13 protein-coding genes and 4 tRNA genes are annotated in these 14,208 nt (G+C 27.8%); 10 read left to right on the top strand and 7 right to left on the bottom strand.

Annotated features, from left to right (window positions below; translation table 11 throughout):
• Positions 1-2 precede the first annotated feature (2 nt).
• Together IPP08_07875 and IPP08_07870 are read left to right on the top strand one after the other, a co-directional pair.
• The gene (locus IPP08_07875; GenBank protein QQS65694.1) at positions 3-479 is read left to right on the top strand and encodes a DUF2127 domain-containing protein; all 477 of its coding nucleotides are present in this window, start codon (positions 3-5) and stop codon (positions 477-479) included.
• Between the two features lie 57 nt (positions 480-536).
• Complete coding sequence (locus tag IPP08_07870) at positions 537-2,747, top strand: hypothetical protein (protein ID QQS65693.1); 2,211 nt, start codon at positions 537-539, stop codon at positions 2,745-2,747.
• A gap of 68 nt (positions 2,748-2,815) precedes the next feature.
• Here IPP08_07870 and IPP08_07865 read toward each other — a convergent pair whose 3' ends face one another.
• Both IPP08_07865 and IPP08_07860 read right to left on the bottom strand, forming a co-directional pair.
• A complete protein-coding gene (locus tag IPP08_07865; protein ID QQS65692.1) occupies positions 2,816-4,294 on the bottom strand; it encodes a hypothetical protein in 1,479 nt (492 codons plus the stop codon).
• A gap of 124 nt (positions 4,295-4,418) precedes the next feature.
• Positions 4,419-4,491: transfer RNA gene (locus IPP08_07860), tRNA-Ile, on the bottom strand.
• A gap of 214 nt (positions 4,492-4,705) precedes the next feature.
• On the opposite strand from IPP08_07860, the gene IPP08_07855 reads away from it, so the two are divergent.
• The 8 genes from IPP08_07855 (at position 4,706) to IPP08_07820 (ending at position 9,317) form a co-directional block, all read left to right on the top strand.
• Complete coding sequence (locus IPP08_07855; GenBank protein ID QQS65691.1) at positions 4,706-5,188, top strand: hypothetical protein; 483 nt, start codon at positions 4,706-4,708, stop codon at positions 5,186-5,188.
• 162 nt (positions 5,189-5,350) lie between these two features.
• Positions 5,351-6,376 carry a hypothetical protein gene (locus tag IPP08_07850; protein QQS67853.1) on the top strand — a complete coding sequence of 342 codons (1,026 nt, stop codon included), beginning with the start codon at positions 5,351-5,353 and terminating at the stop codon, positions 6,374-6,376.
• 137 nt (positions 6,377-6,513) lie between these two features.
• Positions 6,514-6,588 (top strand) — tRNA-Val (locus tag IPP08_07845).
• 46 nt (positions 6,589-6,634) lie between these two features.
• Positions 6,635-6,778 (top strand): hypothetical protein, encoded by a 144-nt coding sequence (locus tag IPP08_07840; GenBank protein QQS65690.1) that lies wholly within the window; start codon positions 6,635-6,637, stop codon positions 6,776-6,778.
• A gap of 237 nt (positions 6,779-7,015) precedes the next feature.
• Positions 7,016-7,384 carry a hypothetical protein gene (locus IPP08_07835; protein QQS65689.1) on the top strand — a complete coding sequence of 123 codons (369 nt, stop codon included), beginning with the start codon at positions 7,016-7,018 and terminating at the stop codon, positions 7,382-7,384.
• A 486-nt stretch (positions 7,385-7,870) separates the two neighbouring features.
• Positions 7,871-7,944: transfer RNA gene (locus IPP08_07830), tRNA-Met, on the top strand.
• A gap of 46 nt (positions 7,945-7,990) precedes the next feature.
• A tRNA-Ser gene (locus IPP08_07825) sits at positions 7,991-8,080 on the top strand.
• Between the two features lie 100 nt (positions 8,081-8,180).
• Complete coding sequence (locus IPP08_07820; GenBank protein ID QQS65688.1) at positions 8,181-9,317, top strand: PLP-dependent transferase; 1,137 nt, start codon at positions 8,181-8,183, stop codon at positions 9,315-9,317.
• Positions 9,318-9,322: 5 nt separating this feature from the next.
• On the opposite strand, the gene IPP08_07815 is transcribed toward IPP08_07820, so the two are convergent.
• The 5 genes from IPP08_07815 to rsmG form a co-directional block, all read right to left on the bottom strand.
• On the bottom strand, positions 9,323-10,567 hold the full coding sequence (locus IPP08_07815; GenBank protein QQS65687.1) for a CinA family nicotinamide mononucleotide deamidase-related protein: 1,245 nt from the start codon (positions 10,565-10,567) through the stop codon (positions 9,323-9,325).
• 46 nt (positions 10,568-10,613) lie between these two features.
• Complete coding sequence (locus IPP08_07810) at positions 10,614-11,486, bottom strand: fatty acid desaturase (GenBank protein QQS65686.1); 873 nt, start codon at positions 11,484-11,486, stop codon at positions 10,614-10,616.
• Positions 11,487-11,557: 71 nt separating this feature from the next.
• Entirely contained in the window at positions 11,558-12,544 is a 987-nt protein-coding gene (locus tag IPP08_07805; protein QQS65685.1) for a polyprenyl synthetase family protein, read from the bottom strand.
• A 66-nt stretch (positions 12,545-12,610) separates the two neighbouring features.
• Complete coding sequence (gene tatC / locus IPP08_07800) at positions 12,611-13,408, bottom strand: twin-arginine translocase subunit TatC (GenBank protein ID QQS65684.1); 798 nt, start codon at positions 13,406-13,408, stop codon at positions 12,611-12,613.
• 84 nt (positions 13,409-13,492) lie between these two features.
• Positions 13,493-14,152: a 16S rRNA (guanine(527)-N(7))-methyltransferase RsmG gene (gene rsmG, locus IPP08_07795; protein ID QQS65683.1), complete on the bottom strand. Its 660-nt coding sequence runs from the start codon at positions 14,150-14,152 to the stop codon at positions 13,493-13,495.
• Between the last annotated feature and the right edge of the window lie 56 nt (positions 14,153-14,208).

Raw genomic sequence — 14,208 nt, 5'->3', positions numbered from 1 at the left:
TTATGAAAAATTTAGATACAAAAGTTAAACATGATAAAGGATTGGTATATATTGCAATTTGGAAATTTATTAAAGGAATTTTTCTTCTTGTATTTGGGATATCATCTCTTTTTTACATCAAACTAAATTACATTGAAAATATAGTATTGAATATTCAAGAAGAATTGATGATTGAACATCTAAGCTATATAAAATGGATCTTAAACAAAGTACTTACCTTTTTAGAAAAGGGAAATTTACAAACTACTGGGGTTTTAGCAATAGTTTATTCAATTGTTTTAATAACAGAAGGGATTGGAGTTTATCTTCAGAAAAAATGGGCGGAATATCTTATAATAATTTCTACTTCGAGTTTGATTCCTTTTGAGTTTTATCATCTAGTTTTAAATCCAACATTAATAAAAGTTACTATAATTGTAATAAATGTATTAGTTGTAATATATTTGTATAAAATACTTAAAAAGAATACAGAAAGTTGATTATTTAATATTAGTATTTTGCTAATTATATTTAAACTGTAAATAATTATCTAAACATTGTTCATAGGTAGAAAAAAAGAATTAGGAACTATTACAAACCTATTAAAAGGTAAAAGAGAATCCCCTGATAAGTCACTTATTATAGGGGTTTCAGGACTATTCGGTTCTGGCAAAACTACTTTACTTAATGAAGTTGTAAATAATATTATTTCTGAAGGTAACTCAGATGGAATTTATGTTACAAATGAAGACATTACAATAAGTACATTACCTGAATTTGTTTATTCACTTGCATCAACATTCAAACCATTAGGCAAAGCAAAACCAAGATTTAATTTAGATGAAACTGATTCACGTAGAAGAAGATATTTACAAATTATTGGTAAACTTGGAATTGATGTTATACCTGTTTTAAGAGAACTTAGAAATAATAATCTTGCTTTGCAAAATAGCGAAGATTACAAAGTTTTAGAAAATGAAAAATTAGCTCTTGAAATTGCAATTAAAAATCAATTTAACAGTTCAGATGATCAAAAATTAATTCTTGATACTTCTAAAGTTGTAACTGAAAGTTTTATTATTGATATGATGACAACTCATTTCCCATTATTGGAGAAAATGCAGTCGCTCCAAGATTATATATCCAATAATGAAGCACCTAGAAAAATTATATTTTTTATTGACACTTTTGAAAAAATTTCTCCTTTAGTAAATCCTTGGTTGCTTGAATCTTTATTACCCTATTTCTACACTAAAAGATTTGGTGATCTTCAAATTTATAAATCATCATATTTACCAGAAGATGCTTTTATAAGAGATTTTTTTGATGTTCGATTTGTAATTGCAGGTCGTGAAAAGCTTACTATGACTGATGTTGAAAGAAGATGGGATAGATTTAGAACTGGTATTACTGAAGTTAGAATTGAACCATTTAATGAAGATGAATTAAAAAATTATTTATCGGATATTGGGTTAAACTCAAAACAAGAGATTGAAAATGTTATGAATCTTACTCATGGGTTGCCCTATTTAGCTTCACTATGGATTGATTCAAATAAAAATAATTTAATTGGAGATGATAAAGCTCTAATGAATTCTTTAGCAGAACAAAGGATATTTTGGTACAAGACACCAGAGCAATGTAATTGGATTAGATGTGCTTCTTTTCTTGAGTGGTTTGATTCTGATGCTTTACAATGTTTCCCATGTATTCCTAATGAAATGGTTGCAACTGAAGCATATGATTACTTAAGATACTCAAGTGAAATTGTTCAACCAAGTCAAAAAAAAGAAGGAAAGTTTGAAGTTTATGAAATTATTAGAACTTCTTTAAGAGATTCTACTTGGCAGGAAAGTACAGAAATGGCAATTGAGTTTCAAGAAGCCGCTCAGTCTTTTTATGATTCATTCTCATTTCTTGAAAAATATCAAAATCATGAAAAACATCTTATTAGAAGATTAGCTTACTTTCATAATTTTGATGATGAAGCAATTGCAAGGTGTTTTGGCGGTGAGGCACATATTGTTCGCGAGTTGATTTCTAATTCAACAGATTTAATTGAAAATAAAAATAGTATCTTCAGTATGAACGAAGATATTGCAAATAAATTAAGAAGATATAATAGGTGTGTTGATAAAACAAATTATTTAAAAATATTAGACGAAGTTAGAGAATTATGGTTTTGGAGAAGAAATTATTTGGAAAAAGAAATTAATGAAAGAGAAGTTTCTATTCAAGAAATTAATAAACAAATAATTAAAACTAACGCTGATTTAGAAATGAATAATACTCTTCGAAATGAAGCTGAAAGGTCAATGAGCGACTTAAAAGTTGAGTTTAGAAATTTAAAAAGAGATAATTCAGGGTCAATGACTTCAAAAGAAAATCTTATATTCAGAACTAGTTTGTTTTTTTTAGCAATATTTATTTTACTACTTTTAACTGTAAAATCTTTTCCAATTGAAGTTAAAACTCAAGACATTTTAAGAAGTGCAAGCTTTATTTTAGCTCCATTTTTTTTATTTGTTTGTGCTGGAATTATTGGGAAAATAGTTTTCTCGAAAAACAAATCTAATGATAGAAAAGATATTAGAGAAGATGTTGTTTCTATTGAGAATAGATTGTTAAATAAACAATATGAATATCACGATTTAGGATCCCAAATCAAAAAATATGAATTTGAAATATCAGCATTAAACGCAAATCTTGAAAGATTAAAGTTAGAAGTTTCAGGTTTTGAATTAAAACTTATCAACTCTTATGTTTAACTTTCTATTAGTTTAAATAAATTTTACAAAATTTTTATTCAAATTGTAAAAGATAAATCATTTAAAATCTATTTTTTAAAAACCTCGCAAGCCTCAATAATACTAGCTTCGGAAGTACTATATGCATCAATCCTATATTTAAATATTTCATCTTTTAATAAATATGGGTTTCCAAAATTCATAATTGCACAATTGTAATTTAATGCAACTTGAATTATCTTAAATTGATTCGTACTAAATCCTATATTTCCAGTATATGCATTTGGTTTGATAAATAACCCTAAAATAACAGAATTATTTTCTTTAATTCCTTGAATCAAAGTTTCAACTTCATTATCATTTATATCATCTGAGATAACAGCTCCAATTGCTTCTGGAGCACTATCAAACATAACACTAATCCATTCTTCAGCTTTGTTAGTATTAACTTTATTTGAGAACGCAAGTAGTAAAGAATTTGATTCTGGCTTAACTATTTTCCCACTAATTTTTATAGATTTTTTTGCTGTATGAATTGCAACATTGAAATTATTTTCTATTGTAAAAACTCTATCTTTATTAGATAAATCAAATTCTGTTATAAATTTTTTCATTTTCAAAATTCTATTTGAAGATTCATAAACCCTCTCTTCTGAAATTTGTCCATTTTTAAAACCTTTTATTAAACTTGTTAAAGAATCCTCTGCACTAGGCATAGTTTCAAGTATATCAGCACCTGCAACATAAGCCATTAAACTGGCTTTTCCATTTGAATATGATTTAGTAATGGCTTTCATATCCATTGCATCAGTAATAACAACGCCATTAAAACCTAATTTATTTCTAAGTAATTCAGTAGTGATTTTATATGATAATGAAGCTGGTAAATTAGATTCATCAATTATGGGAACACTTAAATGGGCTGTCATAATTGATAAAACTCCACTACTAATTGATTTCTTAAAAGGGGGAAGTTCAATTTGATTTATTCTATCAAGATTAAAATTAAGAATTGGAAGATCTGAATGTGAATCAATATCTGTGTCACCATGACCAGGAAAGTGTTTAGCACAAGCAATTATGCCAACATCTTGAATGCCCTTTAAATATGCTTCTGTGTGCTTAGCTACAAACTTAACATCTTCGCCAAATGATCTGGTATTGATTATAGGGTTATTAGGGTTAATGTTCACATCAACAACTGGAGCTAAATTCCAATGTAAACCCAAATATTTCATTTCCAATGCAATGCTTTGAGCCACGGTATAAGTAACAGATAAATCGTTAATAGAACCTAAAGCCCACATGTTAGGGAATTCAGTGCCGCCTTTAAACCTCATTGTTACGCCATCTTCACAATCAGCTGCAAATAATAATGAGCCCTCACTTCTTTTTTGTAATTCTCGAGTTAGTATATATACCTCATCAACTGTACCATCAAAGATAACAAAACCTCCAACATTCTTAACGTCAATTAAGTTATTTATATATTTGGAATATTCTTTATCGTAAAAATATCTGGAACATTCAAGTCTTGGAAAAATTGATTGAGCTAATAGATGAATCATAAAGAATATAAATTTAAAACTTTAATTAATTTTGAAAATCAATTGAAAAAAATTAGAATAGTGAAAATCGGGAAGTAAGAATATGAAAGGAATTATAACAAATTATAATAAAATATAAGTTTAGTGGGCCCGGAGGGAGTTGAACCCCCAACCAACGGATTATGAGTCCGCTGCTCTAACCATTGAGCTACAGGCCCTAGTAAACAAAATTTATTGAACTATACAGATGATTATTAAAAAGGATTGCAAATATACGAATTTCAATCAAAGATATTAGTTGAAATAAAAAAATTAATAATTAAAAAATTATTTTTAAAATTATCAATGTAGTTAAGACTAAATCTAAGTATTGCTTGTTCACATTAAACACTTAAATTCAAAAAAAAATTTAATTAATTATTTTATTTATAAATGAATAATTCAATGGAAGGTAAATCACCAAAGCAAATATTTAATACTGTTAAAATAATGCACTTAGCAATTTGTACAGGACCATTAATATTTGCAATTGCAATGGCATATCTTGTAAGTTTAGGTGAGTCTTTTGGAGTAACTGGAATTTCCAGCACTTTAATTTTATTAATTGCTGTTTTGCTATTTGTAACTGGAATATTTCTATCGAATATTTTATATAAGAAAAAAATTGATACTATAATTGAAAGTTATAATATCAAAGATAAATTTGCAATCTTTACTGGTGCATTTATCTTGAAACTAGCATTATTAGAAGCCCCGGCGTTGCTATGTGTAGTAGGATTTATGTTAACAGCGGATTATAAATTGTTAATCCCTGTGGGAATTATCTTACTTTTTATGTATTTTTCGGCACCAACTTTATCTAAGTTAACTAATGATTTAAAATTAACTCCAGATCAAATAAAAGAACTTTCATAAATATTATTAGCAGTTTTATAGAGTAAAACATTTTTTCAAATTAATTATTGTTTCAAAAGACTTTATATGAAAATTATTACTGTATCAAATAGTTCTGAGCTTAAGAAATTTATTAAAATAGTTTGGAAAATTTATAAAAATGATGTCAATTGGGTTCCACCAATTTTAGCTGACAGAATAAAATTATTAGATAAACAAAAGAATCCATTTTTCAAACATTCTGAAATGGAGTTGTTTTATTGTGAAAATAATGGAGAAATTATTGGTAGAATTGGAGCAATTATAAATTACAATCACAATAACACTTTCAATGATAAAATTGGATTTTTTGGATTCTTTGAATCTATAAATGATCAATCTGTTTCAGATTTATTATTTCAAACTGCTGAACAATGGCTTAAAACAAAAGGTTGTACTCATATTAGGGGACCCGTTAACCCTTCTTTAAATGATGAAGCTGGGTTATTGATTGAAGGCTTTAACGATTCACCACAAATTTTAATGACTTATAATCCTGAATATTATATTTTGTTAATTGAAAATTTTGGGTTTAAAAAAGTAAAAACTTTACTTGCTTACAGATTAATGGCAGATAAATTTATCTCTCCAAAATTAGAAAGGGTACAAAATCTAGTAAGAATTAGAGAAAAAATTACAGTCAGAAAAATAAGATTAAAACCTAAAAAATATTTTATTGAGGATGTAAAAATTATAAAAACAATTTACAATTCTGCTTGGGAACCTAACTGGGGATTTGTAAAAATGACTGACGAAGAATTTGATTTTTTAGCTGAAGATTTAAAACAAATAGTTATTGATGATTTTGTTGTTATAGCTGAATCGGAGGGTAAAGTTGTAGGTTTTGCATTAGGATTACCTGATATCAACCAAGCTTTTAAGTTCAACAAAGGAGGTTCCTTGATTGGTGCAATTTATTGTTTGTTATTTAAAAAGAAAAATATTACAAGAGGAAGAATATTAGTTTTAGGAGTTTTACCAGAGTTTCAAAAAAGAGGAATTGATTCAATATTGTATTACGAAGTTGGTACAGCAATGACTAAGAAATATCCATATTCTGAGGGAGAAGCATCATGGATTTTAGATGACAACATATTGATGAATCGTTCTTTAGAAATGATGAATGGTGAGGTTTATAAAAAGTATGCTTTATATGAAAAAGAGATTTGATTAAAATTATAATTTAAAATCAAATAAAATATTAAGATTAAAAACTACAAATTCAAGTTAACTTAAAAATAAATCTAAATTATATTCGTTCAATTCAAAGAATAAATTTATATTTGCATTCTATTTTTTAGAATAATGGGCGCTTAGCTCAGCTGGTTCAGAGCACCTGCCTTACAAGCAGGGGGTCGGGGGTTCGAATCCCTCAGCGCCCACAAATAATTAAAATGAAATAATCATAAAAAAAGCGGAACAACTAAATTGTTCCGCTTTTTTTATTGGGTTTATACTATAAAAATATGCATAACAGAAAATGAAGAACCATTTGCATTAACAGTTAAAAAAAAATGGATATTCAATGAAGAATTACAAATGACTTTTGTTATTAAGGATACAAATGGTTAAATAAAGGTTGCTATAAACTTATACAATAGTAATATACCTCACATACAAATCAACATCACGCCAAACTTTATTCATGATTCAAAAACAAAAATCAAAAAACAGAATCACAATGGAATAATTATATTGAAAAACTCCTACTATTGTAAATCCAATTCAAGATTAAATATGAAATATTTAGAATTTTTTTATAGAATAAAATAATACCAAAAAAAAATAAAGTATAAACAAAAAAAATTTATGAAAAAAGCAATAAAAATAATGTTAATAATGCTAGCAATAACAAGCACATCAAAAGCCCAGCAAATAGATAAAATAAAACCGAACCCAAAGGCAGTAGAGTTAAAGCAAATATGGGGAAGGGGAAACTTGGGAGTAAATACTGGTAGTATAGGTGATATAAATGGTGATGGATTAGATGACTGGATTTTGAGATATACCAAATACAATAAAGATATTAAATTTAATTATTTTTTACAAAAATTATTTTATGGTGTAAAAAACAAAATTCCAAAATATAGTGATGGTTTTAGTATTTGTGATACTCGAACCAATTTGGATAAAAGCCTGAGTTTAGAATTGAATTACATAACACAAATAAATTATTGAATTAGTATCAAGTTTAAAATTACTAACAAAATAAGACCAATGCAATAATTATAAAAAAAAAATATTAATTGTGTAACATAGTTTTAATATACTAGCATCTATAATATGATATTATGTTTGAAAATTCATAGCAATGATATTGTAAAAATGGTAGTTCAGACACAATATAAAAAAAGTTCCAGGAGTTGAGTATATTCTGGAAGTTGAGATAACTCAAATATTGAAGTTATAACAATTTTAATAAAAAATTTTATGCGAATGTAAAAAATGTCTTATTTTCGTATTGTAATCTTGTAGCGTTGAGTTTTTGTAGGGAATTAATACTATTAGATGGCTTATAAAAATATTAATGATTTGTAAATAAAATTAGAATCGAATCCATTTGCACCCATTGTAATATCAAGAAAATTAGGATATAGGAAACAAGATTTAAGAATACCTGTTTCGTATTTCCTTTTTTTAATTTAAAATCTTTCTTGTATTTTTGCCGAAGTAGCTCAGTAGGTTAGAGCAACGGAATCATAATCCGTGTGTCGGGGGTTCAAATCCCTCCTTCGGTACTGTTTATAAATTAGTTATATTAAAAAATAATTTCAATCAAAAATCGGAGAGATGGATGAGCGGTTGAAATCAACGGTTTGCTAAACCGTCGTAGGGATTATATCCTTACCGAGGGTTCGAATCCCTCTCTCTCCGCAAAAGAAACCCGCAAAGCAATAAATAATGAGCTTTGCGGGTTTTTGTATAAAATAACAATTTACTCTTAATAGTTCAAAAAATTTTATTAATATATCTAATGCAAGGCTTTTCAACTAGAGCAATACATGCTTCTCAAGAGGCTGAAGAAATAACTGGATCAGTAAATGTACCAATTTTTCAAACATCTACTTACAAACAAGAAGGTATAGGTAAGCATAAAGGCTTTGAATATGCTCGAACCCAAAATCCTACAAGATTCGCATTTGAAGGTTGTATGGCAAGTTTAGAACAAGGTACAAATGGTTTTGCTTTTGGTAGTGGCTTGGCTGCAATTGACGCTGTAATGAAGCTTGTAAAACCAGGTGATAGAGTTATTGCTGGTGATGATATGTATGGTGGTACTTTTAGATTGTTTGATAAAGTACTAAAGCCATTAGGTTATGAATTCGTTTATGTTGATATGAGAGATCCCGAAAATGTTAAGAATGCAATTACTAGTAACACTAAGATGATTTATGCCGAAACTCCAACAAACCCAATGATGAGGCTTTGTGACTTATCTGCAATTGGAATTGTTGCTAAAGATTCAGATTGTATTTTTGTTGTTGATAATACTTTTATGAGTCCGTATTTACAAAATCCTTTATTACTTGGTGCTTCAATTTCACTTCATTCATCTACAAAATATATTGGTGGACATAGTGATGTTGTTGGTGGAGTTGTTGTTACTAATGATGCAATTATTTCAGAAAAATTAAAATTCATTCAAAATGCATGTGGGGCAATTCCAGGTCCACAAGATTGCTTCTTAGCATTAAGGTCATTAAAAACTTTAGCTATTAGAATGGAAAAGCACTGTGAAAATGCTATAAAAATCTCTAAACATTTATCATTAAAAAAAGAATTTCAAAATATACATTATCCTGGTTTAGAATCATTCCCTCAATTTGAATTGGCTAAAAAACAAATGAAGAATTTTGGAGGTATGATTTCAGTTGATTTAGGATCTTTTGAGTTAGCAAACAAACTATGTTCTAACGTCAAAATATTCACATTTGCAGAGTCATTAGGAGGAGTTGAGTCTTTACTTTGCCATCCAGTTTCCATGACACATGGCTCGGTACCAAAAGAGACAAGAGATAAATTAGGAATTACTGATGGATTAGTAAGATTTTCTATAGGAATTGAAAATGTAGAAGACTTGATAAATGATATTGAGCAAGCAATTTCATAACTAAATTAGATTAAATCAATCAAATCAATTTCTTTTATTAACATTATTAGTGCAGTAATAACTGTTTTTTGTCTAACAGAATCACGACCTAATCCCATAGAAATTAATTTTGAAAATGTTTTAAATTTTGTTGATATTCCAATATAAACTGTGCCAACTGGTTTTTCTAAAGAGCCACCTGCTGGACCAGCAATCCCAGTTATTGAAATTGATAAATCAGTTTTAAATTTAAGTCTTTGTTCATAAGCAAGTATCTCTGCTGTTTCTTTACTAACTGCTCCAAAATTTTCCAATATATCAATTGGAACATTCAATTCTTTGCATTTAATTTCATTTGAATATGCAATTATTCCTCCTATATAATATTCGCTAGAACCAGCAACAGACGTTATTGCAGATCCTAATAGTCCTCCAGTACAAGATTCTACAGTAGAAATAGTTAATGACTTTTTAATTAATTTTTTTCCAAGTATGACTTCTAATTTCTCATCAAAATCCCAAATAATATATTCTTTGGCTTTATCATTAATTACTTCAATTATTTTATTATACCTATTGATAGAATCTTTAGAATCATTTTTCCTCATAACTCTAAGTCTAATCATAGAATAATTAGGTAGGTAAGCTAAAGAAACAAATTCATTAACTAATTCTTCACATGCAATTAAATAATCAGCAAGTATAGATTCTGGAATGCCAACAGCAACAAAAGTTTGTTGATTATTTGAAATATTTTTAAGTTTAATATCATTAATGATACAATCTTGAAAAATTCCTTTCATTTCAACTGGAACCCCTGGAAGAGAATAAATGCTTGCTTGGTTTAAAACAAACTTAATTCCGGCAGCAGTTCCATAATTATTAAATAATCCAGTTGAATTTTCTGGAATTAGGGCTTGATTTTCATTTCTTTCGTTTATTAAATGACCTCTTTCAGATAATCTTTTTTTTATAAAATCTAATTGAGAATGAAAAATTTTCAATTTGCATTTATTAAGGAGATCACAAATTACAAATTTGGTTATATCGTCGTGAGTAGGACCCAAACCACCGGTAATTATAATTAAATCATTTGATTTTGAAAGGAGTGATATTGTATCATAAGCAAGTGAGAAATTATCTCCAATAGTTCTTACTTCAGAAATAATGTAACCTAATTTTGTTAACTCAATTCCTAACCAGGTAGCATTTGTATTTGAAACTTGCCCAATTAAAAGTTCATCACCTATAGATAAAATAGCTGCTTTCATATATTAATATGTGATGTTTTAAATAGGTATTCCTTAAAAGAATAAATTAAGATTGATTTATATTTAATCTTCTTAACCTCATTGAATCAGTTTTAAAATTTTTGGAAAAAATACCTAAAACATAGGCTCTAATCATATAACCCCAAAAGCTTTTTTGGTTTAAAACTGGGTCAATTTTATCAGCTACTTTTTTATGAAGATCTGGAGTTAAACTCCAATGAGTTCCGGCTCTATCATGATGTACGGTATGAAATCCATTATTAAATAAAAATGCATTTAACATTGGTCCAACAAAATTCCTTGAATGGTTAATATCAGATTCTTCATCTGCATGCACATGCTGAACATAATTAAAAATTAAAATGCTAATTAAAGAAAACTGATGAGGAATTAAAATCAGAATTATTGCTTTGTGCCAATTAAAATAAAAAGCAAGAATATACAAAACACCTAAAGCAACATATTGAAAAATAGCACCATAGAAATCTGTTCTATTAGTTTTGAATAACATCTTTAAATAATCTGCAATTGGCTTTTGTTGATGAAAACTACTTATAGAAGGATAACTCATAAGTGTTGCCATATTATTTTTTTCACTACAACGATATGTTATAGTGTAATCACCTGATTTATTATTATAGAAATGATGATTTTTATTATGAGTAGGTATCCATCCAAAAGCAGGAAAACCATAAAATAATGTTAACCAATAATCGGTTATTACATTCAAATATTTCTTTTTCCACATAGGTAAATGATTATGATTATGAGCCATAATTGCTACAGCAACAGAAAAGAAAAGGCTAATTGAATATAATAAATAATTGATATCGGTTAAATACCATTGGATTATAAAAATTGTAGTTGTAATAATCATAAAAGCAATAGATCTCCGATCAGCAGCATATCTTAGAAGCATATAATTAGATTAATTTTTTACAAATATAATAATGTTTATAAAAGCAATAAATTTGAAAAATATTTTTATTGTTAACTATCTCTGTTTAAAGCAAAATCAACAAATAAAATTAAAGAATTTTTAGATTGGTTATCTGGTAATATACTTAAAGCATTTAAAGCTTTTAGCCTATATTCATTAGCAATTTTAATTGAATAATCTACTCCTCCAAATTTATTTACAAATTCAGTAACAATCTTAGTTTTTTCTTCATTTGAATCATCATTTAACTTCAAGGATCTAATAAGTTTGATAATTGATTTTGATTCAGTTTTAGTTGCTTTACTTAATGCATAAATTACTGGCAATGTTAATTTTTTTTCTAGAATATCATTACCTATTGGTTTCCCAATTTTTTTATGAGTAGAAGTATAATCAAATAAATCATCTTTAATTTGAAAAATAATTCCAACATACTCTCCAAAATCTCTCATTGCAATTTGAATATTTTCATCATTAGATGAACTTAGAGCACCAATTTCACAACAGACTGAGATTAATGAAGCAGTTTTATCTGAGATAATTCTGAAGTATTCTTCTTCTTTAATATTCAAACTTTTAGATTTATAAATCTGGAAAAGTTCACCTTCACTCATCCTTTTTACGGCTCTAGAAGTAGCTTTTAAAAATCCGAATTCATCATTTTCGTTTGCTATTATTAATCCTTGACTAAGAATGTAATCACCTGCAAGAACTGAAATTTTATTTTTCCAAACAGAATTAATGGATGGGAACCCACGTCTTTCGTCTGCTTCATCTACAACATCATCATGTACTAAAGTGGCTGTATGAAGAAGTTCAATCATTGAAGCTGCTATGTAGGATCTTCTGTTTACACCTCCGCAAGCTTCAGCTGATAAAAGTACCAATAATGGTCTTATCTTTTTACCTTTTTGTCTTAAAATATATTTTATAACAACATCTAATAAAAATACTTTTGAACGTAACGAATTCTTGTAAAATTTGTCAAATTCTTTTAAGTAAATTTCTATTGGTTTTGATATTTCTTTGAGTGGCATTTAATTTAAAGACGAACTTTTGAAGTAAATAGTACAATAGAGGTTATTATATTAAAATCGTTAAAATCATTCCAAATCTGAATTAACATTTGAAATAGTTCTACTCTTTAATGCTAATTTTGAAACTAAAATACTAATCTCATAAAGCCCATAAAGTGGGATAGCTAAAAATAAGCAGTTGATAGGATCTGGAGTAGGTGTAATTATTGCAGATACAATTAAAATAACAACAACAGCATGCCTCCAGTAATGTCTTAAAAAAGGGGGAGTAACAATTCCTAAACGAGATAAAGCATAACTTATAACTGGCATTTCAAATACTACTCCACAAGCTAATAAAAACCCTAATACAAAACTAAAATATGAAGATATCGAGAACCTATTTTCAATTGTTCCAAATTCAATTTTGCTAGTAAATTCAAGTGAAGTTGGAATCAATAGGAAGTAAGCAAAAACAACTCCTAATAAAAAACAAAATATAGTAGCAATTGCAATTGCACCTATATATTTTTGTTCTCTTTTATACAATCCAGGTTTAACAAATTGCCAGAACTGCCAAATAATAAATGGTATAGATAATATTAATCCACTAAACATTACAACTTGAATTGCCATTGTAATTTGCCCCATTGGCTCAAAGTTTTGCATTTTTATCGGTGGTGTTACATTATTTGCAGGACCTAATAATATTTTTTCAATGATAAACCTATAAAACACACCGCAGATAGTTGAACACAAGATCAATGCAAATAGAGATTTAATTATTTTACCTCTTAGCTCTTCAAGATGATCAAAGAATCCCATCTCATTTGTTAATTCAGAATCAAGTTTTCCATCTGAATCTAAAATATTTTCGTTTTCCAATTTTATTTATTCCAAAATTAATTTATTTATCATAAGTAATATCTACACCAATATTTGTAAATCAAAGAATTGTTAAAATTATAATTAAAAATTCACCTTTACAATTTTTTTCTCTTCAGTAAGAAACCAATCAGTCCCTTCTATCTCTATATCAAACACTTCAATTTTAGCTAATGGGAATTTAGTTTGAGCTTGAAGAATCTCATTTGTTAAATCTCCACCTTTAAGTGTTACAATTGGAGAATCGGGTTTCAAAATAGGCTTGCTCCATTTCATTAAATCGACCAAAGGGGCAACTGCTCTAGAAACAACAAAGTCGAATTTAATTTTTGAATTAGGATCATTTGGCATTTCTTCAGCTCGATTTCTTATAGATTTCAATCCAAATTTAGTAATATGAGAAGCTAACATACTAGTTGTTTGCACTTTTTTAGCAATTGAATCTAATAGAATCATTTCAATTTTTGGATATGCAATTTTTAATGGAATACCAGGTAGACCTCCTCCAGATCCAATATCTAAAATTTTAGATTTTACATCAGGAATAAACTTCATTAATATTGGGGTAAGAGAATGTAATAAATGCCTTAACCAAATTTGCTCTGTATCCCTACGAGATATTAAATTCACTTTTTCATTCCAATACAACAAATCATTGGCATATCTTTCAAAAGAGGCCATTTGTTCTTGTGAGAGTGGTAAACCGTTGCTTGCACAAACGGACCAAAATTCGATTGAATCCATTTGCAAAGATAATAGGATTTTGTTAGTTAGAAGTAACTTGAATACAATAGATACAA

This window comes from Chlorobiota bacterium, assembly GCA_016700335.1.
Lineage (GTDB): Bacteria > Bacteroidota > Ignavibacteria > OLB7 > OLB7.
The sequence above is the reverse complement of the archived record's forward strand: the minus strand, read 5'-3'. Positions and strand labels throughout refer to the sequence as shown.